Origin of the sequence: Hippea sp. KM1 (genome assembly GCF_000526195.1) — a bacterium.
Classification (GTDB): domain Bacteria; phylum Campylobacterota_A; class Desulfurellia; order Desulfurellales; family Hippeaceae; genus Hippea.
Map to the genome: position 1 here is coordinate 1,413,264 of NZ_JAFP01000001.1, position 25,746 is coordinate 1,439,009.

Consider the following 25,746-nt stretch of genomic DNA (forward strand, 5'->3'; position numbering starts at 1 on the left):
TTAAATTAATTTGCCCTTGATTTAGAACCATTTTTCATTATAATTTTTAAATAGAAATTTATAGTTTTTTAGGAGGTTTTATCTATGCACTTGGTGGATACCATCGTGGGTCAGTTGTTCTGGATTATCTTCTTCATAATGCTTTTCTATCCCTATTTCAAATCCCAATCGCTTGAGGGCAACAGGATAAGGCTCATAAGGGATTTGGAGAAGAAGAACTCATCGAGGGTTATAACCCTCATACACCGACAGGAGACAAAATCGCTATTCGGGTTCTTTTCAATGAGGTTTTTAGACATTGAGGATTCTGAGGCCATCTTAAGGGCCATTCGCATAACGCCTGAGGATATGCCCATTGATATGATTATACACACACCGGGCGGTGTCGCTTTGGCAGCCACGCAGATAGCCAATGCCCTTGCCGATAGAAAGGCCAAGGTCAGGGTTATAGTGCCGCATTATGCTATGTCTGGCGGCACACTGATAGCCTTAGCAGCAGATGAGATAATCATGGACGATTACGCCGTTTTGGGCCCTATAGATCCGCAGCTTGGCAGTGAACCTGCAGCAAGCATAGTGAAGATAAAAGAGCTCAAAGAGATAAAGGATATCAGCGATGAGACGCTCATAAAGATAGATGTCAGCCAGAAGGCCCTAAAGCAGATGCATGCAACGGCCAAAAGCATACTCATAAAGAAGGGGTATGATGAGGATACGGCCGATAGGATAGCAAAAGAGCTCTCAAGCGGTAAATGGACACACGACTATCCGATAACGGTAAACCAGGCAAAAGAACTGGGTTTGAAAATCTCCACCGATGTTCCAAAAGAGGTCTATGCCTTGATGGAGTTATACCCACAGCCAACGGCAACCCAATCGGTAAATTACATACCGCTGCCGTACAACAGGCCCGGTGATACGCACAGCAATACAAAAAGGGATACTTGACTTTTGTAAAAAAAGCTTATTATTGAAAAAAATATTTGTGTTTGGGAGGTGGGCATGAGAAACGCAACACTCAAAACAAAACTCTCCATCGTAATCGCAATTACATCGATAGCCCTGCTGTTTTTTGCAGGCTCTCTGGTTTTGACCAAGTTTGAAGCATACTCAAACCTTTCAGAGTCAAGATCGCTGGTTGAGCTGTCGGTAAAGATAGGAGATCTGGTTCATGAACTGCAGAAAGAGAGGGGTGCAAGCGCCGGATTTATCGGTGCAAAGGGAACCAAATTCAGGGAAATCCTATCCAATCAGCGCATCCAGACCGACCAGAAACTAAAGGATCTGCTCAGCCTGGCAAAGCACATAAACATAGACAAAAACCCCCGCTTTGCCAAATACTTCAAGGCCGCATTGAGTGAGCTAAACGGTTTATCCTCCATGAGAAGGAGGGTTGATAGCCTATCCATAGGCGTCAGACAGGAGGTTGCATATTACACCCAGATCAATGCAAATCTATTAAACGCCGTTGGAGCCATAGGATTTGAAACCGACAACTCCCACATATCAAAGGATTTAAACGCCTATACAAACTTCTTACTCTCCAAGGAAAGGGCAGGTATAGAAAGGGCTGTTCTATCCAACACATTTGCCCAGAACCATTTTGGCCCCGGCATGTATGAGAAATTCATAACACTTATAGCCGAGCAGAACGCATACATGCACTCCTTTGAGATATCGGCAAACGACAAGTTCCTAAACTATTACAGAACGCACTTCCAGGGCCCCAGCATTGAAGAGGTCAACAAGATGAGGCAAATCGCCATAAGCCACTTCGGTAAGGGCAACTTTGGTGTTGATCCGGAGTATTGGTTTAAAACCATAACAAAGAAGATCAATATTTTAAAGAATATCGAAGACTTTATGGAAAAAGCCATTATACACGACCTAAACGAGAGGATCTCAAGTGCCTTCCATGACCTAATAATATATGTAATAACACTTGCACTGGGCATTGTTGCTATAGGAATGCTTGTATTTGCAATATTCAAGTATGTTCTTGCAAATATAATGAAGTTAACAGAGCAGACAAAAGAACTTGCAAGCGGACAGGGCGATCTAACGCAGAGGATAGAGGTTGAATCCCACGATGAGCTTGGAGAGTTGGGCGAGTGGTTCAATAAATTTATAGAGAAAACCCAGATGATGATTAGGGATATAAAGGCCAGTGTCGGCCAGCTCAGCGCACACTCAAGCCAGCTACAGACATCTGCCAATAACATGTCTACCCTCATTGAAGAAACATCCAAGAATACACAGGAGATAGCAACGGCCATGAACGATACAACGGAGGCCGTAAACGGCATAGCACAGGCGACAGAGAACATAAACAACTTAGCAACTGAGGTTGGAGAGGTTAACGCAAGGATGATTGAGAACATCCAGGAAAGGGTCGAAAGGATGAGAAAGAACGCCCTCTTGGCAAAAGAGGCTATGGAGCAGATAAACACCGTCGGTGAGTCCTCCAAAGAGATTGGTCAGATCATAGCCGTGATTAACGAGATAGCCGATCAGACCAACCTACTTGCTCTCAATGCCGCCATTGAGGCAGCAAGAGCTGGTGAGGCAGGACGAGGCTTTGCCGTTGTTGCCGACGAGGTCAGGAAGTTAGCCGAAAGAACACAGAGGGCAACAGAAGAGATCAGGAATATGATCGACAAGATCCAGAACGATACCAATGCAGCCGTCGAAAAGACGCGCCAGGCCAGCGAGATGATACTGCAGGAGGAGAAGAAGGCTCAAGAGGATAAAAACAATGTTGAAGAGGTCGTTGAGAAGACAAACAGGGTTATAGAGGAAATCAACTCAACAAGCGCAGCGACGGAGGAGCTTTCCAGCACATTCTCCGAGATGGATATGCAGATAAAGGATATAGCCGAGGCGGCCAAGGAAAACATCCATGTGGTCGAGGATGTATCAAAAGCCGCAGAACAGCTCAGCCAGATTGCCGCAAATGTGGACAACCTAATAAACAGGTTCAAGGTATAACCCCCCAAAGAAACAGAGCCTCTATGGGCGGCTATATGCCGCCCTTTTTTATTTTGATGCAAGACATAAAAATTTTTGTTGACCCTTTAGTTTTATCTTGATAAAAATTCCTCAAACATTAGGGGAGGTTGGTTTATGAGACGGTTGTTGGTTTTTCTGGTTTTGCTCATAAGCGTTATTGGTTTTGGCCTTACTTCACAGGCAAAGCAGGATAAGATCAAGGTGGCCTTTCTCTATGTAGGCCCGCACAACGACGGCGGCTGGAGTCAGGCACACGATGAAGGCAGGATGTATCTTCAGAAGCATCTGCCATATGTAATCACATCATACAGCGAGAGCGTCCCTGAGGGTGCGGCATGCGAAAAGATCATAAGGGATTATATCCATAAGGGCTATAAGGTGATATTCGGGACAAGCTTCGGTTTCATGGATTCTATGTACAATGTGGCAAAGGACTATCCGAATGCAATCTTTGAGCACTGCTCAGGATACAAAACAAGGAAAAACATGGGCACATACTTCGGAAGGATGTATCAGGTGGACTATCTGGCTGGACTTGTCGCTGGCATGATGACAAAGACAAACTATATAGGCTTCGTTGCACCCTTCCCTATTCCTGAGGTTGTCAGAGAGATAGACTCATTCACCATCGGTGTAAGGGAGGTTAACCCCAAAGCTGAGGTTCATGTAATCTGGACAAACTCCTGGTTCAACCCGGTAAAAGAAAGGAGCGCTGCTGAAACATTCATAGCAAACAAGGCAGACATAATCGTTAGCGGCTGTGACTCACCCGCATCCATCGAGGCAGCAAAGGCTGCAGGCATACACGCCATAGCATACGATAGGGACATACACGATAAGTTCCCCAAAACGGTCTTAACCTCAAGGGCCTGGAACTGGGGCGTTTTCTATGTAAAGGTCTTAAAAGAGATCAAAAACGGCACATGGAAGGCCGGTCAATACTGGGGTGGCCTTGAAACCGGTATAGTAAAATTGGGCAAGTTCGGGGATGATGTGCCAGAAAAGGTAAAAAAATATGTCCTAAAGAGGGCTGAGGAGATCAAAGAGGGCAAGTTCAAGGTGTTTGCAGGCCCTATATACGATCAGCACGGCAAGCTCATGGTTAAGGAAGGCCAGGAGCTGCCCGATAAGGATAAGCTATCCCTTCAGTGGTTCGTTAAGGGCGTTATCGGAAGCATCCCCCATTAAGATGATAAAAAACTATACCGAGGATTGGGCCTACCTTTGGGTCCAATCCCCTTTTTAGTTTATGGAAACAGTATTAAAGACAGAGAACCTAACCAAAGAGTTCCCCGAAACCACAGCAAATAAAGAGATAAATTTTCAGCTAAAGAAAGGCGAGATCCATTCACTCTTGGGTGAAAACGGCGCAGGCAAAACCACACTAATGAACATGCTATACGGCATATACTTACCAACAAGCGGCAATATTTACATAAACGGCAAAAGGGTGTTGATAAGATCACCGCTTGATGCAATCAGGTTGGGCATAGGCATGATACATCAACACTTCATGCTCGTTGAGACGCTAACCGTCCTTGAGAATATTATCTTAGGGCTTAAGGAATACGGCATCCTGATAAACAAAAAGGCGGTGCTAAAAAAGCTTTCAGAGCTTGAAAAGCTATACGGTTTAGCTGTCAACCCAACCGCCAAGATATGGCAGATAGGGGTTGGCGAGCAGCAGAAGGTTGAAATAATCAAGGTGCTCTTCAGGGGCGCAAATATCTTAATCTTGGATGAGCCAACAGCCGTTTTGACACCACAGGAGAGTCAGAACCTATTCAAAATCCTGAATAAGATGAAATCAGACGGTAAATCCATCATCTTCATAACACACAAACTCGAAGAGGTGATGCAGGTATCGGATAGAATCTCTATACTAAGGAGGGGCAGGCTCATAAAAACCATAGACAAAAAGGATACATCAAAGGAGGAGCTTGCAAATCTAATGGTGGATGAAAGCCAGACATGCGAAATCTTCAAAAGGAGCAGCAAAACCAGCGAGGTGATACTCACCATAAGAAACTTGGAGGTTCTATCCGATAAAGGCACAAAGGCGCTAAACGGCATAGACCTGGATGTTTACAAAGGCGAGATATTGGGTATTGCGGGCGTTTCGGGTAATGGCCAGAAGGAGTTGGTTCAGACCATAGCAGGCCTAAGAAAACCCATTAGGGGCAGCATAGTATTCAATGGTGAAAATATAGGCAAAAAATCGCCCTATTACATCATGAAAAAGGGGATAAACTACATACCGGCCGATAGGCTTGCCATGGGTGTTGCTCCAAACCTCTCCGCAATAGACAATACAATCCTAAGGAGATACAGGCGCTTCCCCTTCTCAAAGGGCGGCATAATGAACTATACAAAAGCCTTAGCCTATACGCGAATGATAGCAAAGGCGTATAAGATAAAACTGGACAACCCATTCTCCCCTATTAAGCTTTTATCGGGCGGCAACATGCAAAAACTGATCCTGGCCAGGGAGATGTTAGAAAACCCAAAACTCCTGATAGCATCCTATCCCACAAGGGGCTTAGACATTGCCTCAACACAGTTTTTTAGATCAAAGCTTTCAGAGATAGCAAACAAGGGCAAAACGATTATCCTGGTAAGTGAGGATTTAGATGAGCTTTTGAGCCTTTCCGATAGGATAGCCGTCATGTTTAACGGCAAAATCATGGGGATTGTCGATGCCTCAAAAACAACAAAGACACAGTTAGGGCTTCTAATGGCAGGAGAGAAGGCCTGATGTTTTACTTTGAAAAGAGGAAGCAGACTCCGCTGAAGCTAAAGATAGCCATACCGATAGTATCGCTTCTGATCGGCTTTATCGTGGGGAGCATAGCCATACTGATAACAGGCACCAACCCGTTGATGGTGTATAAGGAGTTATTCTTAAACGCCTTCGGGAGCTGGTATGCCTTTTCCGAAACATTGGTTGCAGCAACACCGCTGATCCTCATCTCTGCAGGCCTGATTATAGTTTTCAAGATGAGCGTGTGGAATATCGGGGCTTTCGGTCAATACATAATGGGAGCGATCTTTAGTTCATACTTTGCCATATTCTTAGACCCATCCATACCAAAGCCCCTGATGCTTTCCATAATGATAGTGGCAAGCTTGATCGGTGGTGCGCTCTGGGCACTGATTCCTACCCTTCTTAAGATATTCTGGGAGGTAAACGAGGTAATAACCACCCTGCTTTTGAACTATGTGGCTTTGTATATACTGAAGTTTCTCATGTATGGACCCTGGAAAAACCCAACGAGTTATGGTTTTCCCTTATCAAAGACATTTCCAGATTCGGCTCAACTCCCTGTTCTATTCAGCGGATACAGGCTAACCATAGCCTTCATATTCGCCCTATTAACCGTTGCAATCGTCTGGTTTCTGCTTAAAAAAACACGGTTTGGGTATGAGGTTAGGGTTATAGGAGACAACCCAACAGCCGCAAGGTATGCGGGCATTAATGTAAATAAGGATATTATCATAGCAATGGCCATAAGCGGTGGACTGGCAGGGCTTGCAGGGATGAGCCAGGTTTCTGGCATCATACACTTCCTGCAGGTTAAGATAAACGCCGATTACGGATACACATCCATAATCGTTGCATGGATATCGTATTTAGAACCGTTTTTGATGTTGTTGGCCTCAATCCTGTTTGGAGGGCTCTCATCAGGCGGATACTCCATTCAGATATCAATGAGGGTTTCATACGGCATAGTGGGATTGATAGAAAGCATAGTGCTGTTTAGTCTGGTTGGGGCACAGATCTTTCTAAACTATAGAATCAGGTGGAAGAAACATGAGTCATGACATAGTAATACCACTGCTTTCAAACGCCATTAAGGCAGGAACCATACTGCTCCTTCCCACTATTGGTGAGATATTCTCAGAAAGGGCGGGCATCCTAAACTTGGGCGTTGAGGGCATGATGCTGATTGGGGCGTTTTTTGGCTTCATTGTGGCAAAGCTAACAAACAACCCGTATTACGGCATAATAGCCGGAATGGCAGCAGGCGGTATAGCCTCCTTAATCCATGCATTCGTATGTATAACACTTAAAGGCAATCAGATAGTCAGCGGACTGGCTCTAACCATATTCGGTGCGGGATTCACAACATTTTACGGCCAAAAGTGGATAAACATGAACCTATCCAACCCGCTAAAGGGGTTTGCCATTCCCGTTTTGGAAAAGATCCCCGTTATAGGCCCTATACTGTTTATGCAGGATCTAATCGTTTATCTGTCGTACATATTGACAATAGCCCTATGGATAATCCTATACAAAACAACGATAGGCCTCAACCTAAGGGCTGTGGGCGAAAACGCAAAGGCCGCAAACTCTATGGGCATAAGCGTATCGAAAACAAGATACTTCTGGACATTCTTCGGTGGATTGATGGCCGGTGCAGGTGGGGCTTATCTAACGGTGGCCTATGCACCGTTCTGGCTTGATAGCATTACGGCAGGCAGGGGTTGGATAGCCGTGGCCCTGGTCATCTTTGCCATGTGGGACCCCATAAAGGCCGTAATAGGATCATACCTGTTTGGCAGCATAAACGCATTGCAGTTTCAGCTTCAGGCAAGCGGAACATCCATACCATCTGCCATCTTAAACATGCTCCCGTATTTAGTGACATTCATCGTCATCGTAATAAGCAGCATCATAGTAAAGACAAAACATATAAGACCGCCAAAAGAGCTGGGTATTCCTTACTTTAGAGAGGAAAAATAGCCTAAGATTTAGCCTTTTTGGCCTTAAGATAGTAATAACCAAACAGCAGAATCTCGCCCAATACGCCTACAGCATCCGTCTCGATCGAGGGGTAATAGGCCAAAAGACCAAAAATCAAGAACAAGAGCCTCTCAAAGATATTGAGGTGTTTGCCCCAATAACCCTCCAAAAAGACGGTAAATCCAAACAGACCAAACAGACCGCTTACAGCAGGCACTATAACATTACCGTTTAAGCCCGCAAGCAGGTCTGTGTATAAGAACAGTATGGGTATAAGCAAAAGTCCCTTTGCAAGCTTTAAACCCTCAACGGCCGTTGGAACGGGCTTTGAGCCGGCTATACCGCTTGCAGCAAAGGCAGCCAAAGCTATCGGTGGTGTAACATTGGCCGTCTCAGCCAACCAGAACACAACCATATTGGCAGCCAAAATCCCCACACCGAGCATCTTAAACGCCGGGGCTATCAAGATGGCAAGGACTATGTAGGATGCCGTAACTGGCAGGCCCATACCCAAAAACAGGGCCGCTAAGGCCGTAAAGATATAGAGCAAGAATATGCTGTTTGATGTTATTGAGGTAACTATGATGGATAGCGAGATGCCCAAACCCGTTAGCGTTATTATGCCCACGATTATTCCTGCCACCAAAAGCAGAATACCGGTTCCAACCATGTTTCTTGTGCCCAATATCATCGCATCGATGATCTCTTTGGGGCCCATTCTTGAGTCTTTCCTGATCCAGCTTGAGACAACCACCGCAACGATGCTTATTATTGCCGCATAGGTGGGTGTATAGCCACTAACAAGCAAGAATACCAACACGCCAAGCGGAATCAAGAAGTGCCAGCCCCTCTTTAGCACCTCCTTAACCGACGGTATCTCAGAATCATCCAAAGGCTTTAGGTTGCTTTTGACCGCCCTGATGTGCACATTCAAAAGAACACCCAAATAATACATAACGGCGGGTATAAAAGCCTTACCTATGATGGTGGTGTAGGGGATCTGGGTCCATTGAGCCATGATAAATGCGCCTGCACCCATAATCGGCGGCATCATCTGACCGCCAACAGAGGCAGCCGTCTCAACACCACCCGCAAACTCAGGCGTAAAGCCAATACGCTTCATCAATGGTATGGTGATGGAGCCTGTGCCAACGACATTGGCCACAGAGCTGCCTGTAATAGAACCCATAAGCCCGCTGGCTAAGACTGCCACCTTAGCAGGACCGCCGACGGTTCTTCCAAGTGTGGCTTTGGCTATATCGATAATAAAATCGCCCGCTCCGCTTTTCAAAAAGAAGGCAGCAAAAAGTATGAACAGATAGACATAGGTCGAGGCAATCGTTGCAATATAGCCGAATATACCGTCGTTTGTGAAATACATCCTATAGACATAGGTTGAGTAGAATATGCCCCTGAAGCTAAACATCCCAGGCGGCATGTATTTACCCAAAAACAGGGCATAGGAGGAAAACAGTACAGCAAGAAGGGGAATAACAAGGCCTGCCGCCCTCCTGGATAACTCGATCAACAAAACAACCGCTATACTGCCGATGATTATATCCCTTAGGATTAAAACCTCATTCCTTGCGTGTATCGTGTTCTCAAAGAATACGATATAAAGGCCGCTGACAAGAACCAGAATCGCTAAAATCACATCGATCTTTAGCGTCTGTCTGGCCTTCCTTTTGGAAAGCGGATAGAGGATAAAACCGATAAAACCGATAATGGAGAAGAATATGGCGTTTTGGTGGAGCTCTGAAATTACACCAAAGCTGTTATACCACAGGGCAAAAAGTGCCAAAAACACGCTTGCTATCTTAACAAGCAAGCCCAAGAAACCCAGGCTGTCTGGGTTTCTCAGGCGAACGGATGAGCCTGCTTCGGCCTCTATGAGTTCTTCCTGTTTGCTCTTTTTGTCCATTTTACTTTGCTATCAACTTAGCAGGTATCTTTACACCCTTCTCTTTGTAATACTTAGCAGCACCCGGTGCCAAAGGAACAGGTAATCCTTTAATAGCATTATCCAAGCCTAAATAATAGGTGGCCTTGTGGATGTTGTGCAAGAAAGGCAAATTCTCATAAATGGTCTTAACTATCAGATACACATCCTCCTGAGGGACACCCTTTCTGACTGCTAAGAAGTTGGGCTGAGCTATTGTATAAATCGGTTTGTCCTGACCCGGATATGTTCCCGGTTTTATAACATACCTGTACCACACATCGTATGTGGAGTCTATCTTCTTAAGCTGCTCATCGGTAAAATTCAGTATGGCAACCTTCTTGGAACCCAGCTTAGCAAACAGCCTCGTTATAGCAGCAACAGGGGGTCCAGCAGGCGTATTAGCACCAGCAATCCTTCCGTTTATCATGGCATCTATGCTGGGGTTGTATCCCAGATAGACGGGGTATATATCCTTACCCACATCTATACCCAATGCGCCGAGTATCGTTCTTCCTGAACCCTCTGTGCCTGAGCCCCTTTTGCCAATAGAGAACCTCTCATGCAGCCCCTTAAGATCCATGATGTTTCCGGTTTTTACATACTTCTTAAGCAAAGAGAAATGCTCAACATTGGGCCATAGAGCCGTAACGGCATAGAAAAACCTTTGCGGCTTGTCCTTATACAACCCCTTACCGTTGTAAGCCATTGAGCCAAACAGACCCTGCAGGATGGCAAAATCTGCCTCTTTGTTCTTCAAAAGCTGAATATTCTCGCCACTGCCTGCAGATGTGATGGCCGTTGCCGTGATACCCTTCTTTGCAAGCTTAACATTGATCAAGGTGGCAATAGCCACACCCACTGGATAATATGTGCCGCCAGGTGTCGCTGTGGCTATGATGTAATTCTTATACTTCTTAGCCATAGCCGCCTGCGGCAAACCAAAACCCACAACCAAAAACGCCAAAACGCTCAAAAACGCAACCAGCCGCTTACCCATAGTTCACCTCCTAAACTTTTTCTCCTGAAGAGATTAATTAAAAAAGGGTAATTGTCAATAGGTTATTAATTAATTTATTAAGGGCTTATTTAAGCAATAGTTCTTTAAGAAAACGGGATTATTAACCCCTCGGTATGGCGGATTTAGCCAGCCTATCCGCCTGCTTGTTCTTATCCCTTGTTATGTGCTCTATCTCAAACAAATCAAAACCCTTTGTAAGCCTCAAGACATCCTCATAGAGGGGTTTTAGACCGCTATCCTTAACCCTGTACAGCCCCTTTAGCTGCTTTACAACAAGTTCAGAATCGCTAAACACCCTAACCCTTTTTACCCCAAGTTCCACAAGACGCTTAAGCCCCTCCAAAAGGGCTGTGTATTCGGCCACATTGTTGGTCGCCTTACCGATATAGCGGGAGACCTCATCCACCACCACGCCGTTTTTCTTTATAACTATGCCTATACCGGCCTTTCCGGGGTTGGATGAGGATGCACCATCCACAAACATCTCATAACAGTCATCGTCTTTTAGATTGCCTATAATCTCATCAAAGAACGAATCTATATCGGCGTTGGTTAAAGAGGGATGGTGTTTTTTTACCTCTTCTATTGAACCCCTCTTGCGAAGCTCAAGGAAAAATTCCAGGGCGTTCATTCTTCTTGTTGGGTTTCCTCTTCTATATAGAGCATCCTGCCGCAGTTTGGACAGTAAGCAATCTCATCGGTATCCTCAAGCAGGGCAAGAACCTGGGGTGTAAGTTTCATAAAGCAGCCGTAGCAGGCGTTCTTCCTTACTGGAACTATCGCCGTGCCCTTGGCCCATCTGTTGATCCTTTCGTATCTTTTCAAAACATTCCTGTCTATTGTTGGCAGAAGCTCCTCTTTGGTCTTTGTGATTTTTTCTATCTGTTCCTCAATCTCCCTTCTCCTTGCATCAAACTTCTCCTGCGACTCCTTCAGCGTCCTTTTGAGTTGCTCATACCTATCGTTAAGTTCTGCAAGCCCCTTCTCCTTAAGGTGGATCTCCTCTTTTAGTGATTCCACCTTCTTCTCAAGCATCATCTTATTCGTCTTGGCCATCTCAATCTCTGTGTTAACCGCCTGCAACTGCTTCTCGTTGGAGACATTGTTGAGTTTAATCTCAAGCTTATTCAAATTATCGATCGTCTCCTGCAAAAGGTTCTGTTCAAATTCCAGATCCTTCTTTAGCTCATTCAATTCCTCTTCGGCCTCTTCAATCTGATTCTGTTTGATCTGCACAACCTCGACAATCTTATCCTCCTTGGCCCTCATCCTTTGAACCTCAAGGTCAAGGTCGGCTATCTCCTTATCGTATTGCTGAATCTCCAACAGCTTCTTCAAATCTGTATTCAAAATACCACCTCCTTCATCTATACTGCCACGGCAGATAATCTCTGTCAGAAACAAAAACCTTAAGCTGAGGGAATCCCCTCTTTAAAACATCCCTCAATATGTATTTTGAGAACTTCTCCGTATGGAAATGCGTTGCATCAACGACATTTATACCGGATTCTTTGGCAAAGATGGCCGTATGGTGCTTTAGATCCCCGCTTAAGAACACATCAAAATCAAGCCCTAAAATATCGTGCATAAGCTCCATGCAGCTGCCCGAACAGATAGCCACCCTCCTTATAGGCCTATCGTTTGACCTTATGTATTTGGTCATGGGGCAGGACAGCCTCTCCTTTACATAATCAACAAAACCCTCAAGGCTCATCGACTCTTTCAGCCTTCCTATCCTCAACGGGCGCTTATCCTCAATAACCTCAACATCCTCAAGCTCAAGCAAATTGCACAGATAGTCGTTCAATCCACCCTCTGCTATATCCAAATTCGTGTGAAACGCATACACACCCAGGCCGTTCTGAATGGCCTTATATAGAACATTATACGGATAGAAGTCTTTAAATATCTTCTTGGTTGATGAAAACAGCACAGGGTGGTGGGCGATAATGAGGTTGCACCCAAGCTCAACAGCCTCATCAATGGTTTGAGAGTTTACATCCAGGCTCAGTAAGACGCCTTTTATGGAACTTTCCTGCGGGGAGATTTGAAGACCGGAGTTGTCCCAGCCTTCCTGAAGGCTTAAAGGAAAATATGCTTCTAAGTAGTCGATTAGCCTTTCTACTTCCATTAAAAAAATTGGTGGGCCCACCAGGACTCGAACCTGGGACCAACCGGTTATGAGCCGGTGGCTCTAGCCAACTGAGCTATGGGCCCCTTCAACATCAAAGCAGGAATAACTATACAAATTATAAGCCTTTTGTCAACTAAATTCTTAGGTGTTATGTCCTTAGGGGCAGATTATGATGTTTCTTGACCAGAGGCAGTCGGCACAGGAGGGCTCATTGCCCCAGCAATCCATTGAGGTATCCTTCACAAAATCACACGATTCGTTGAAGTTGCAGTCGATGCAGGACGGATAGAGTGCATTATCGACAACAAACCTAAACCACTTATAATCCCTTCTATTCCATATAGAAAGCAGATGCTCCTTGTTTATATTGCCGAATGTGTGGGCGTATATCCTCTTCTTTCTGCCAAGCACAAACTCTGTCGCCGTATGGAGAAACCTATAACACGGTGCAACCTCGCCATCCCACCTAATCACCAAGGCCTTTTTATCTATAAAATTGCACTTCCTCTCCGTTTTTATCTCAAAATACGGCAGCGTCATGGAGATGACGCCTTGAGCCACATCGATTACATCCTTTAGTATATCCCTATCGCAAGAGGGATATAAAACCCTGTTTACCATCGACTCATCCACAGGCAGAAGATTCGATATTATGATATCCTTAACGCCAGCCCCTATAAACCTTCTAACCGTTCTATCAAGCCCATCCAAGGAGTCCTTATCTATAACAACCTCTATTGAAAAAACCGGCGTATCCCTTCTTCTTTTCAACCTTTCATCGTTTATAGACTTTATCGTTCTGTATGCCACATCGTTGCTTAGATGGCCAACATCGGAGTTATCCACAGAGACCACTATGTTATCGATGCCCTTGCTGAGCATAAAATCGGAAAATCTGCTCAAAAAGAAGCCGTTTGTCTGAAGTATAACATAGACTCCAAGCTCATCCTTTAAGAAAGACAAAACATCCCTTATCAGTGGATGGAGCAAATTCTCGCCTATCCCGCCTATAACAACCTCTTTTAGCTGCGGCAGTTCCTTTAGCTGTTTTTTGAGCGATTCAATTGTATCCTCATCCATATAGCCCTCAGGCTCCACAAATGTATTCTTAAAACACATCTTACACTTAAAATTACAGGCGTTTGTCAGCTCAACATACACCCTTTTTATATCATCACTGTCGTTTAGGATAATCTGGTTGTTCTTTAGATTAAATACATCCCTCACCCATTACACCCCTAACTCAATCTGTGTAAATGTAAAATCGCTCAACTCAACTATCAGCATACTGCCAACAAGCTGCGGTGAACCTGTGATGTTGTTGATAACCTCGCACGCCATAAGGCTTGCAATCGTAAACACTATTGGCGTTGATACGGCTATAAGACCATCCTCTTTAACATTGGCATAGATCTCCTTCAACCCAGGCGTCTTTCCCTTTATTATCGTTGTAAGCTGGCCGTAGTCGTTTTGAATCCCGCCATGGACAAGGGGTTGGCCCTCTTTTAGCCTATCTTCAAGTTCAAAGCGACTCTGGAAGTTATCCAGACAATCAACCACACAGTCGCACCCGTCTATGGTTTTCTGCTCAAGCTGCGATACAGAAGCAAAAACAGGTTCAATCTCCGTTAAGCCCGTTAGGCTCTTCAGTCTATCTTTAGCAGCCTCAACCTTTCTTCTTCCCACATCGTAAATCGTATAGAGGCTCTGCCTGCCCAAATCCGGTTCATCTATAATGCCGTTGTCAAGTATTATAAGCCTCTTTATGCCCATTCTTGTTAAGATTTCAGAAACTATACACCCCAATCCACCAATACCTGCAACCAAAACAGTGGCTTTAGAGACCTTATCCATTCGGGATTTACCGTAAAACTGAAGGTTCCTTGACAGGATGCTCAAAGGCGTTCTATCCATCAACCTCCACCACCCGGTGGGAATATATCTATCTCATCACCATCCTTAATCATTGTCTTCAATCCATCGAGATGGTGGACATTCTTACCGTTAACAAGGATGATAGTGCTGCTTAAAAGGTTGTTGTTTTCATCTATCAGTTTATGTAAAAACGGCTTGGGGGAGTTGCTTTCTGCCATATTGAGTATATCAATTAACTGTTTTTTGCCCTCTATCTGCAACTCAACCCCTCTTATGCCAAGCTCAAGCCTCAGCAGCGTAAAGAACCTTACCCTAACCATAGATAGAACAAAAAGGGGCAAAAGCCCCTCGTTTTTTAGGCAATCTCAAGCTCTTTAAGCTTCTCTTGAGGTATAATTCCATCCCTACTCCATCCCCTTGCTGAGTAATACTCAGGCAGAAGCTCCTCGTAATGGGCAAAGGAGCCCTTCTGTGCACCATCAGGCAGAGGCTCTTTAAACCTATCGGGCAACCTATCCTCTGATGGCAATATGCCGGCTTTATAGTTGAAATACCTCTCCAAGTTCCAGATCCTTTCGCCTATCTTCAACACCTCATCGGTGGAAAGGCCAAAGCCCGTCCCTGCATTGATGAGTTCTGTATAATCGTCTGCACTCAAGGCAAAAGAACTAAACAGGCAAAGACCCGCAGAATCGATAACCGCTGTTAAATCCTGGAATATCTTAACCCATCCGGCCTTCCCTTCGACCGTCTGAGGGTCGAGTTTCTGCGGAACACCCAATATCTCAGGCGATATCATGTATCCCCTGACATGACAGCCGCCCCTGTTGCTTGTGGCATACTCCAAAGCATGGCCCTGAGCACCCCTTGGATCGTATGCGGGCAACTCCTGCCTCTTGACCGTCATGGAGATCTCCGGATGGCCGTACGATTCACAGAACCTGTATGAACCCTCGGCCAATTTATCCCCAAGCCCCTCTCTGTATGCTATCTTCTTAAGATAATAAATAATCGCCTCGCTGCTGCCGAAGTTAAGCTCTGGGCCGTTTTCCAAATCCTCCTTCGGTATATACCCCTTCTCATACATCTCCATAGCAGCTGCAATTGTTGTGCCTGCAGAGATTGTATCAAGGCCAAGCTCATTACACATAAAATTGGCCTCGGTAACGGCTATCAAATCCTTCACGCCGCAATCTGCGCCAAACGCCCAGCCGGACTCATATTCAGGCCCTTCACCCTTCTTGCCTGTTGGAAGCTCAACATCCCTTCCACAGCCTATCGGGCAGGCATAGCACGCCTTGTTATCCTTCAAATACCCCTTGTTAACCAGCGCCTCACCGTTAACCTCTTCCGTATATTCAAATGTTCCAAACTGGAAGTTCTTTGTAGGATACAATCCGCTCTGGTTTATTATGCTATCCAGCACCTTGGTTCCAAGCTTCGGCAGCCCCTCTCCCGTTATCGGATTCTTCCTGATAATATCCACCTTCGATTTAATGGCCTCCATAAATGTTGCCTTATCCAGCACTTCTATCCTCTCAGAACCCCTGACAACAATGGCCTTTAGGTTCTTGCTGCCCATCACAGCCCCCACGCCTGTCCTTCCTGCTGCCCTCGCCTTATCGTTTATGATGGCTGCAAACTTAACCAGCCTCTCACCAGCAGGCCCTATGCAGGCGACCCTGGCCTTATCATCGCCAAACTCCTCAAGGAGCATATCGGTGGTCTTGTGTGTATCCTTACCCCACAGATGGGTTGCGTCCTTTATCTCAACCTTGCTATCCCTTATTGAGATATAAACCGGTTTATCGGCCTTGCCCTCAATAATAACCAGACTCCAACCCGCCTTTCTCAATTCGGCTCCAAAGAAACCACCGGAGTTGCTCGATGCGATGGTGCCGGTCAAAGGACCCTTGGTCACAACCATATACCTTCCAGCGGTCGGAACGGCGGTTCCCGTTAAGAGACCGTTTGCAAAGATCAGCTTATTCTCCTGGCTCAACGGATCAATAGATGGGTCTATCTCATCCAAAAGTATCTTGCTTGCAAGCCCCCTGCCGCCTAAGTATTTCTTTACCAGCTCCCCGTCGATTATCTCCTCCTTGATTTGACCTGTTGATAGATTAACCCTCAAAGCCTTTACCGTTAGAATGTCGTTGCTCATACACACCTCCAAAATTTTTAAAACAAAAACTCATAATCATACAGAAATACCACAACCTCCTCCCCTGCATCTATCCTGCCAAGCCTATCCTGCTCTATCATGGTGAAGCCGTTGCATTGGGCTATGGACTCGATGATATTGGACCCTTGAGCCTCAAATGGTGTCGCATAGAACCTTCCATCTTTAAGCTCCACCTTAACGCGATTGAAGTGCACCCTGTTGTTCCTTTTGTTCAACGGCTTCGTTAGCGTGGCTTTGAAGTATTGATGCTGATACTTTTTATAGCCCAGCATCTTCTTTATGGCAGGGATAAGATAAAAAAACGAACAGAACGCCGTGGATACGGGATTGCCCGGGAATGAAAAGACAAGGCTATTCTTTAGCCTACCGAAGGCAAACGGTTTTCCCGGTTTTTGCTTTACATACTTAAAAAACCACTCTATGTTTAGTTCCTTCTCAGAATTCGTGACCACATCGTAATCACCAAAGGATATACCGGCTGTGGTTATGATTATGTCAAACTCACAAGCAGAGTGCATCTTCTGGATAAAATCGTCGCTTCTGTCCTTTGATATACCCAGATAACTAACATCTATACCAAACTGCCCAAGCAGGGACTTTACAAAGAAGCTGTTTGAGTCCACTATACCCTCTTTTGGATCGCCCAAATGAATAAGCTCATCACCCGTCGATATTACGCAAACGGACGGCTTTTTATAGACAGGCACAAATACATTGCCCGTGGAGACTATTCTGGAGAGCCTATACGGCGTTACAACCTCCCCTGTAAAGTCTATAGCATCACCGTAATTTATATCCTCTCCCTTAAACCTTACATTGGAGCCCTTGCTTTTGGGCTTTATTACCCTTACAAACCCATCCTCTTGTTCTGTTATCTCAAACTCAACAATCGTATCGGCACCTTTAGGCAGGGCCGCACCGGTCATTACCCTATAACATTCACCCTCTTTTACCTCTAAAGACTTAACGCTATCGCCCGCCTTTATCGTTCCCTTTAGCTTTAGCTGCGCCGGTATCTCCTTGATGTCCTCAAACCTAACTGCATAACCGTCCATTGCGGCATCATCGTAAGGTGGCAAGGTTCTTAGCGATTTTATAGGCCTGCTTACCACCCTGCCTGTGGCCCCAAAAACACCAACAAGCTCCTCACCTATAGGCTCAATGTTATCCAGCACAACCCTCAATGCATCAAGAGGCGTTATCACCCTTACTAACCTCCCCTTAAATTTTAAGTATTTTAAGATTAATTTAAGTATTTTTCAAGGAATTTAATCAAGAAATGTTAATCGCAGTAGGTATATTTAAGATTTTTCAGGCTGGTGTTGTCTATGGATGGATCCCTAAATAGGATATTGCAGCCGCTTGAGTGGATGCCCATTATCAGACACACATCCCTTAAACCTATCTTGTAATCCACCCTAATAAATTCACCTTCACCCCTTTTTATGTATTTCTCAACCTCAAGATTACCATCCACAGCAGGCAAGAGGCGGGAAAAATAACCGCAACGACAGTAAGAATCCTTACGAGTGCAGACAACAAACCTCTGGGGTTTATCCAGATGGCCGCCAAGATCCCCCACCTTTCTAATTCCAAATCTGGCAATCAAGCCCTTGGTGTTTTTCTTATCCCTATATACACCTTTATAGGTAAGTCTATACAGCGCCGAGGGCTCAATATCACAGTAAGGTTCAATCAAAACCACAACACGGCGACCGTTAGAGGGCATATAGATATCTGCCAATGCCCTGCTATCATCTAATTGCTTAACTATCTTGATTGACTTGCCGAATACGGCATAGCATCGAGCCTGTTTGTGTGGGTCGTTGACCATATTGAAATACCACTTGCAGGCAGAGCCCCTAAAGGGAACAAGCCAAAGAAAAGCAACTGCAATTATTACAACCCTCTTAAGCATACCCCACTCCATACTCAGAAACGCCTCACATCTTTAGATAAGACCTCGGCACCCTCCCTTTTTATTAACACATCATCCTCCAACCTTATGCCTCCAAAACCTATCATCCCCTTCAGCGCATCGTAATCAACAAAATCGGAGAATCTCTGATGGTTATGCCATTTTTCTATCAATGCCGAGATGAAGTATATACCCGGCTCAACAGTCATAACATACCCCTCTTTCAACTGTTTTGCAAATCTCAGATACCTAAGGCCAAACTTATTCGACCTCTTTATGCTATCCGAATAGCCCACATAATCCTCGCCCAACCCCTCAAGGTCGTGCACATCCAAACCCAGGGGGTGGCCAACGCCGTGGAGGTAAACAACGGCATAGGCGCCACTCTCAACAATACCGTCTATACTGCCCCTAAAAAAGCCCAAACCCTTCATGCCCTCTGCTATAACCCTTGCAGATTCAAGATGGACATCCAGAAACCTGACGCCCTCTTTAGCTTTTGCTATTGCGCTCCTTTGTGCACTGTCCACTATATCGTAGATATCCTTCTGAAGCCGGCTCATATTTCCAACGGGTATCGTTCTGGTTATATCGCTTGCATAGTGAAGCTCTGTCTCAACACCAGAATCCATCACAACAAGATCGCCCCTATTCAAAACGCCATCGTGTCTTGTGTTATGAAGAATATCGCCCCTTTTTGTCAAGATAGTCGGAAAGGAGAGCCAGACACCGTTTTCTATAGCATAGGCCTCGCATTCTGCAAGCAGCTGGCTCTCTGTAATCCCCTCTCTTACTTTGTCAAATGCAATCTCATACATGCCCTTGCTTATGTTGATGGCCTTTTTTATCTGCTCTATCTCCTCTTCTGATTTTTTCAGCCTCTGCTCTGCAACGGCCCTTATAAGCTTAAGTGAGGCATAGCCGTTCACCGTCTGGGGTTTTATACCCAAAACCTCCTCGATAACTATCATGTTCTTAAACCTGTATTGCGGCAGAAACATAACCTCTCTCTTTGACTTAATAACATCCCTGAAATAACCGTACATCTCAGAGAGGGGCTTAATGCAGCACAAGCCGCTTTTTAAAGCCTCATCGTAAATGGTGCCTATATCACCCATCCATATTACATCTTCATCATCAATATCATCGCCAAATACAAAATCGTTATCCTTATCCACATCTATCACACCAACAAGTCCGGGCCTATCTATTCCAAAATAGTAAAGAAAAGAGCTATCCTGCCTGAACCTGTATGTGTTTGAGGGGTAATTAATAGCAACCTCGTGATTACCAAAAAAGACAGCAACACCCCTACCCAATGCCCTTTTTAGCTCTGACCTCCTTTTGATATAGACCTCTTTTTCAAACATAACAGCCCCTTTCCGTTTTCTGAAAAGATTACCATTCAGAATAACAAAAATCAATATTAATAAACAAAAAAAGTATAAAAAATTTAATGACATTTAGTCTAAAATGTGATATTTTTTTGTGAAAAAATTGTTTTAGGAGGTTTGGTATGAAGCGTTTGTTTAAGTTGCTTCTGCTATTGGTTGTAGCCTTTGGCATCAGTCTGCCGCAGGCAAAAGCCATATCCCAGAAGGATTACATCATCATAGGCACAACAGACAAGGTCTCATCACTGGATCCGGCCAAGGCATACGATTATCTATCGGACAACATCCTTCAAAACCTGATGGAGGGTCTGGTTAAGTATGTCCCGGGCACAGCCAAGATAGTACCGGGATTGGCCCAGAAATGGGAGGTATCAAAGGACGGTCTAACCTATACCTTCTGGCTTAAGAAGAACCTGAAGTTCTCAAACGGCGATCCCATCAACGCAGAGGCCTTTAAGTTCTCCATCGAAAGGGTTATCAAGCTAAAGGGTGAGCCATCGTTTTTGTTGTCTGACATAGTAAAGGATGTTGAGGTGGTAAACGACAGGGAGTTTAAGATCCACTTAAAGTATGCATTTGCACCCTTTATAAACATACTGGCATTCCCCGTATCCTTCCCGGTCGATCCAAAGGTTTACAAAGACAATGCATTCTACAACGGCCTTCCCGTATCAAGCGGCCCATACATGGTCAAAAAATGGGTAAGGGGCCAGCAGATAGAGCTGGTAAGAAACCCTAACTACCACGGTGAAAAGGCAAAAACGCCGATCGTTCTAATTAAGCTATACAGGAATGCAAATGCCCTCTATATAGCATTACTAAACAAAGAGGTGGATATAGCTTACAGAACACTTCTGCCTCAGCAGTTCAACCAGATAAAGAAAAACAAGAACTTCAAAACCATGATAGGCCCAAGCCCCTTCATCAGGGAGGTCGTATTCAATGTAAAACAGAAACCGTTTGACAACAAAAAGATCAGGAAGGCCTTTGCATACGCTATAAACAGGGCCCAGATCATAAACGATGTATTTAACGGACAGGTCTCGCCCCTTTATACGCTCATCCCTGAAGGCATGTGGGGACACAAACCCGTAATGCCGCACTATAACCAGAAAAAGGCCATAGAGATACTCAAATCGTTGGGCTATTCCAAAACAAACCCTCTAAAGATAACCCTATGGTACAGCCCAAGCCATTACGGTTCCACAGAGGCCGCCGTTGCCCTAACAATCAAAAACCAGCTTGAGGCCACGGGGCTTGTAAAATGCCAGCTCAAATCGGCAGAGTGGGCAACATACATCGATTACTGGACAAAGGGCGTTATGGGTATGTTCCTGCTTGGATGGTATCCGGATTACTTTGACCCGGATGATTACATGTGGCCATTCTTAGCAACAAGCGCAAGCCCACAAATGGGTTGTTTCTACTCCAACAAGAAGGTTGATGAGCTCCTCCTTAAGGCCAGAAAGCTTACCGATGTTAAAGAAAGGGCTAAGGTCTATGAGCAGGTTCAACAGATAATGGCACAGGATGCGCCTTATATCCCACTGTTCCAGGGGAAACAGAGGGTTGTATTAAAACCCAACATCGAGGGTGTTTTACTTGACCCGCTGCAGATATTTAGATACTATCTCATCCGCAAAAAATAAGGGAAGGGCCAGAGTGCCCTCCCTTTGATTTTAAGGAGTTTTGCGCCGTGAAGTCTTACGTTTTAACCAGGATAGGCTTATCCATCCCAATGGTCTTAATCATCTTAACCATCGTCTTCTTCGTTTTGAGGGTTCTTCCGGGCAACCCGGTGCTTGCCATGTTGGGACCCAAAGCTCCACCTGAGGTGGTCAAAGAGATGGAACACAAGATGGGGCTTGATAAGCCTATCTTGGTGCAGTATGTCAATTACCTAAAAAATATAGCACAGGGTAAGTTCGGGGAGTCCACCGTTACAGGCATGCCCGTTATTAAAGAACTTATGCAGAAGTTTCCTGCAACGCTTGAGCTTACCATCTTTGCCATGATAGTGGCTGTTCTTATCGGTATATTCTATGGCACCTATGCAGCATACAACTTAGGCAAGCCGATAGATGTCTCGGCAAGGATATACTCGATCTTTGTCTATTCATTTCCCGTTTTCTGGTTCGGCCTTATGCTTCAACTCGTCTTTGGCGTCTGGCTGCATTGGCTTCCCGTATCGGGTGAGGCAAGCCCGTTTATGACACCGGATAAGACATATACAGGCATGTATGTGGTCGATGCGATAATAAACGGTCAGTGGGATGTCTTAAAAGACTCCTTAAACCACCTAATACTGCCATCGATAACCCTTGGGGTTGTCATATCCAGTATATTTGTCCGCATGGTCAGGGCCAATGTTGTTCTTACGCTGTCGCAACAGTTTGTCGTGGCGGCAAGGGCAAGGGGTGTGAAGGAAAAAACGGTGCTATTTAAGCATGCATTAAAAAACGCCCTGCCACCTATATTGACCATAATGGGGTTGCAGTTTGCCCTCCTGTTGGGTGGCGCCGTCTTAACGGAGGTCACATTCTCCTGGCCCGGCATAGGGAGTTATTTAGTATCAAGGATACATGCAAGGGATTTTCCCGCTATTCAGGGAACAATCGTATTCTTTGCTATATTTGTCGCTATCATCAGCATACTCGTTGATGTCATAAATGCCTGGATCAATCCACGGGTGAGGTATTAGTTGATGGTAGAAAACTCAAATCAGATGGTCTCCTCACGGATCTCCTCTTTTGTAAAAAACCTTCTTGGAGATTCCTCAGGCATCATGGCCTTTGCCGGGCTTACCATCCTTCTAATCTTCATACTAATGGCCATATTCGCCCCATTAATTGCACCATACAGCCCAACAGAACCGTCTGGAACGCCGTTAATGGCCCCCAATATTCACCATATAATGGGCACAGACAACATGGGGTATGATGTGTTCTCCCGCTTCATTTACGGCTCAAGAATGGCTCTAATAATTGCATTTATAGCTACGCTTATAGCCTCTGTTGTGGGCATACCGTTAGGCCTTGTTGCAGGTTATTCAGGCGGCGTACTGGATAGAATCCTAACCATGATAATGGACTCTGTCTATACATTCCCCGGCCTAATCTTGGCCATCGCCATAGCAGCTGTCTTAGGGCCCGGTATTATAAACATATCTCTATCGATTGCAGTTGTTTACATACCAACTTATTACAGGGTTATAAGAAGTCAGGTTGTAAGCGTAAAGTCGGAGCTCTATGTGGAGGGGGCATACTCCATTGGCGCAAAAACATCAACAATAATATTCAAATACATACTGCCCAATGTCTTGCCATCGATCATTGTTGTCCTATCTATGAACATAGCCGATGCCATTATGACCGAAGCCGGTTTGAGCTTCTTGGGTTTGGGTATTACACCGCCAACACCCGATTGGGGGTATGATCTGGCAAACGGTCAGCAATTCCTCATATCCAACAACTGGTGGATGAGCTTCTTTCCCGGAATTGCAATTATCCTGATTGTTTTGGGCTTTAGTATGTTTGCAGAGGGCCTAAACGAATACTTCAATCCCAACATAGGAGAAAAGAGATAGATGGCTCTGGTAAAAATCAAAGACCTAAGGATAGAATACCAGACAAGAAGCGGCAGCTTAAGCGCCGTTGCAGGCCTAAATTTAGATATAAACGAACAGGAGAGTTTGGGCATAGTTGGCGAGTCGGGGTGTGGAAAATCAACACTTGGCACGGCCATCATGAGACTATCGCCTCAAAATGCCAGGCTAACAGGTAAGATAATCTTTGAAGGCAAAGACATTCTAAGACTAAGCGCAGAAGATATAAGAAGAATCAGGGGCAAAGACATATCCATGATATTTCAAGACCCCATGACGAGTCTAAACCCCATAATGCGCATAAGGGACCACTTCTTTGAGTTGTTCAAGGTGCACTATCCAAAGATGACAAAAGAGGAGATGGTCAAGATTGCAAGCGAAGCATTGCTCTCTGTGGGTGTTGACCCCTCAAGGCTCGATAACTATCCGTTTGAATTTTCAGGCGGTATGAGACAGAGGGTTATGATAGCAATAGCCATCTCGCTAAAACCCAAGCTTTTAATAGCCGATGAGCCCACAACCTCTTTAGATGTTGTGGTTCAGGAACAGATCATGCAGGTTCTAAAGGAACTAAAAAAGACAAGACGCATGTCCATAATGCTTATAACACACGATATGGGCATAGTGGCAGAATTGGCAGAAAAGGTGGCTGTAATGTATGCCGGATGGATGGTTGAGTATGCAACCGTTTTGGAGCTTTACAACAAGCCGTTACACCCCTATACGCAGTTGTTGCTTGAGTCCATCCCCAATGTAAAGATAGACGATATGGAGCTAAAGCATATAGCCGGAAGCCTGCCGGATCTAAAGAATCCACCGCAGGGCTGCAGGTTTCACCCACGATGCCCATTTGCCAAGGATATTTGCAAACAAGAAGAGCCTCCCACCATACAGATGGGCAACAGAAGGGTAAAATGCTGGTTATACGGTGATAAGAAATGAGCGAAACACTCCTGAAGGTTGAGAATCTAAGAAAAGAGTTCAAACTAAAGCGCCCGTGGATTGAGGCCCTCTTTAAAAAGGATGCGCCAACCGTTAAGGCTGTTGACGATGTCTCCTTTCAGATAAACAAAGGCGAAACCCTCGGCATAGTGGGCGAATCGGGCAGCGGTAAAACAACCATGGGGCGCACCGTCTTAAGGCTAATTGAGCCCACATCGGGCAAAATTACATTTGATGGATACGACCTTTTGGGTCTATCCAAAAACAGTCTAAGAAAAGCAAGAAGGGATTTTCAGATAATATTCCAGGATCCCATGGCAAGCCTGAACCCATACATGAAGATAGGGAAAATCGTATCCCACCCGCTTGAGATCCACAACATCGGCTCAAAGACAGAACAAAGGGAAAGGGTCCTTTCGATCTTTGAAAAGGTTAACTTAATACCTGCCAGGGAGTTCTTCAACAGATACCCAAAACACCTATCCGGAGGCCAGAGACAGAGGGTCGTAATAGCAAGGGCCCTAATCACAAACCCAAAGTTCATCGTGGCAGATGAGCCAACGGCTATGCTGGATGTCTCTGTAAGGTCTCAAATACTGAAGCTCATGATAGATATAAAAGAGGAATTTGGCCTAACCTATCTGTTTATTACCCACGATTTGGCAAGCGCTAAATACATATGCAACAGAATCGGTGTTATGTATTTGGGCAAGATCGTCGAGATGGCCGAAACCAGGGAGTTGTTTACCAATCCACTCCACCCATACACCCAGATACTCATGAGCGCTGTGCCTATACCCGACCCAAATGTAAAAAGAAAAAAGCTCATGCCCAAAGGCGAGATACCCTCAGCCACCAACATACCCAAAGGCTGCAGATTTCATCCACGATGCCCATTTGCCAAGGATATTTGCAAAGAGCAGGAACCCAAACTAAGGGATGTCGGCGGCAGACTGGTCGCCTGCCACATTGTCTAACCCC

23 protein-coding genes and 1 tRNA gene are annotated in these 25,746 nt (G+C 45.1%); 11 read left to right on the top strand and 13 right to left on the bottom strand.

Annotation, left to right across the window (positions count from 1 at the left end; genetic code table 11):
- The first annotated feature begins 84 nt into the window (after positions 1–84).
- From D891_RS0107210 to D891_RS0107235, 6 genes are all read left to right on the top strand, one after another.
- The gene (locus tag D891_RS0107210; protein WP_025270452.1) at positions 85–948 is read left to right on the top strand and encodes an SDH family Clp fold serine proteinase; all 864 of its coding nucleotides are present in this window, start codon (positions 85–87) and stop codon (positions 946–948) included.
- Between the two features lie 54 nt (positions 949–1,002).
- On the top strand, positions 1,003–2,988 hold the full coding sequence (locus D891_RS0107215; protein ID WP_025270453.1) for a methyl-accepting chemotaxis protein: 1,986 nt from the start codon (positions 1,003–1,005) through the stop codon (positions 2,986–2,988).
- A 135-nt stretch (positions 2,989–3,123) separates the two neighbouring features.
- The gene (locus D891_RS0107220; protein WP_025270454.1) at positions 3,124–4,197 is read left to right on the top strand and encodes a BMP family ABC transporter substrate-binding protein; all 1,074 of its coding nucleotides are present in this window, start codon (positions 3,124–3,126) and stop codon (positions 4,195–4,197) included.
- 61 nt (positions 4,198–4,258) lie between these two features.
- Complete coding sequence (locus D891_RS0107225; protein ID WP_025270455.1) at positions 4,259–5,764, top strand: ABC transporter ATP-binding protein; 1,506 nt, start codon at positions 4,259–4,261, stop codon at positions 5,762–5,764.
- The gene (locus tag D891_RS0107230; protein WP_025270456.1) at positions 5,764–6,831 is read left to right on the top strand and encodes an ABC transporter permease; all 1,068 of its coding nucleotides are present in this window, start codon (positions 5,764–5,766) and stop codon (positions 6,829–6,831) included. Before D891_RS0107225 ends, D891_RS0107230 begins: the two co-directional genes overlap by 1 nt.
- Positions 6,821–7,753 (top strand): ABC transporter permease, encoded by a 933-nt coding sequence (locus tag D891_RS0107235; protein ID WP_025270457.1) that lies wholly within the window; start codon positions 6,821–6,823, stop codon positions 7,751–7,753. The genes D891_RS0107230 and D891_RS0107235 overlap by 11 nt, the downstream gene beginning before the upstream one ends.
- A gap of 1 nt (position 7,754) precedes the next feature.
- Here the strand turns inward: D891_RS0107235 and D891_RS0107240 are convergent, their stop codons facing one another.
- From D891_RS0107240 to D891_RS0107300, 13 genes are all read right to left on the bottom strand, one after another.
- The gene (locus D891_RS0107240; RefSeq protein ID WP_025270458.1) at positions 7,755–9,674 is read right to left on the bottom strand and encodes a TRAP transporter permease; all 1,920 of its coding nucleotides are present in this window, start codon (positions 9,672–9,674) and stop codon (positions 7,755–7,757) included.
- Position 9,675: 1 nt separating this feature from the next.
- A complete protein-coding gene (locus tag D891_RS0107245; protein WP_025270459.1) occupies positions 9,676–10,692 on the bottom strand; it encodes a TAXI family TRAP transporter solute-binding subunit in 1,017 nt (338 codons plus the stop codon).
- A 121-nt stretch (positions 10,693–10,813) separates the two neighbouring features.
- Positions 10,814–11,344: a ribonuclease HI family protein gene (locus tag D891_RS0107250; protein ID WP_025270460.1), complete on the bottom strand. Its 531-nt coding sequence runs from the start codon at positions 11,342–11,344 to the stop codon at positions 10,814–10,816.
- Entirely contained in the window at positions 11,341–12,063 is a 723-nt protein-coding gene (locus D891_RS0107255) for a zinc ribbon domain-containing protein (protein ID WP_025270461.1), read from the bottom strand. The genes D891_RS0107250 and D891_RS0107255 overlap by 4 nt, the downstream gene beginning before the upstream one ends.
- Before the next feature lie 13 nt (positions 12,064–12,076).
- Entirely contained in the window at positions 12,077–12,844 is a 768-nt protein-coding gene (locus D891_RS09730) for a Nif3-like dinuclear metal center hexameric protein (protein ID WP_025270462.1), read from the bottom strand.
- A gap of 9 nt (positions 12,845–12,853) precedes the next feature.
- Positions 12,854–12,930 (bottom strand) — tRNA-Ile (locus D891_RS0107265).
- A gap of 73 nt (positions 12,931–13,003) precedes the next feature.
- Positions 13,004–14,074, bottom strand: a complete 1,071-nt coding sequence (locus tag D891_RS0107270; protein WP_025270463.1) for a tungsten cofactor oxidoreductase radical SAM maturase — start codon at positions 14,072–14,074, stop codon at positions 13,004–13,006.
- Between the two features lie 3 nt (positions 14,075–14,077).
- A complete protein-coding gene (locus tag D891_RS0107275) occupies positions 14,078–14,761 on the bottom strand; it encodes a HesA/MoeB/ThiF family protein (protein ID WP_025270464.1) in 684 nt (227 codons plus the stop codon).
- Positions 14,761–15,042, bottom strand: a complete 282-nt coding sequence (locus D891_RS0107280; protein ID WP_025270465.1) for a MoaD family protein — start codon at positions 15,040–15,042, stop codon at positions 14,761–14,763. Before D891_RS0107280 ends, D891_RS0107275 begins: the two co-directional genes overlap by 1 nt.
- A 35-nt stretch (positions 15,043–15,077) precedes the next feature.
- Positions 15,078–16,886: an aldehyde ferredoxin oxidoreductase family protein gene (locus tag D891_RS0107285; RefSeq protein ID WP_025270466.1), complete on the bottom strand. Its 1,809-nt coding sequence runs from the start codon at positions 16,884–16,886 to the stop codon at positions 15,078–15,080.
- Positions 16,887–16,903: 17 nt separating this feature from the next.
- On the bottom strand, positions 16,904–18,112 hold the full coding sequence (locus D891_RS0107290; protein WP_025270467.1) for a molybdopterin molybdotransferase MoeA: 1,209 nt from the start codon (positions 18,110–18,112) through the stop codon (positions 16,904–16,906).
- Positions 18,113–18,189: 77 nt separating this feature from the next.
- Complete coding sequence (locus D891_RS0107295) at positions 18,190–18,825, bottom strand: hypothetical protein (protein WP_156919081.1); 636 nt, start codon at positions 18,823–18,825, stop codon at positions 18,190–18,192.
- Positions 18,826–18,839: 14 nt separating this feature from the next.
- Entirely contained in the window at positions 18,840–20,195 is a 1,356-nt protein-coding gene (locus tag D891_RS0107300) for an aminopeptidase P family protein (protein WP_025270469.1), read from the bottom strand.
- Positions 20,196–20,341: 146 nt separating this feature from the next.
- On the opposite strand from D891_RS0107300, the gene D891_RS0107305 reads away from it, so the two are divergent.
- Genes D891_RS0107305 through D891_RS0107325 form a run of 5 tightly spaced genes read left to right on the top strand, consistent with a single transcriptional unit; the run spans position 20,342 to position 25,742 of the window.
- Positions 20,342–21,868, top strand: coding sequence for an ABC transporter substrate-binding protein (locus D891_RS0107305; RefSeq protein WP_025270470.1), 1,527 nt, complete (start codon positions 20,342–20,344; stop codon positions 21,866–21,868).
- A gap of 47 nt (positions 21,869–21,915) precedes the next feature.
- Complete coding sequence (locus tag D891_RS0107310) at positions 21,916–22,920, top strand: ABC transporter permease (RefSeq protein ID WP_025270471.1); 1,005 nt, start codon at positions 21,916–21,918, stop codon at positions 22,918–22,920.
- Between the two features lie 3 nt (positions 22,921–22,923).
- Positions 22,924–23,805 carry an ABC transporter permease gene (locus tag D891_RS0107315; RefSeq protein WP_156919089.1) on the top strand — a complete coding sequence of 294 codons (882 nt, stop codon included), beginning with the start codon at positions 22,924–22,926 and terminating at the stop codon, positions 23,803–23,805.
- Positions 23,806–24,765, top strand: coding sequence for an ABC transporter ATP-binding protein (locus D891_RS0107320; protein WP_025270473.1), 960 nt, complete (start codon positions 23,806–23,808; stop codon positions 24,763–24,765).
- Positions 24,762–25,742 (top strand): ABC transporter ATP-binding protein, encoded by a 981-nt coding sequence (locus tag D891_RS0107325; RefSeq protein WP_025270474.1) that lies wholly within the window; start codon positions 24,762–24,764, stop codon positions 25,740–25,742. Before D891_RS0107320 ends, D891_RS0107325 begins: the two co-directional genes overlap by 4 nt.
- The last annotated feature ends 4 nt before the right edge of the window (positions 25,743–25,746 follow it).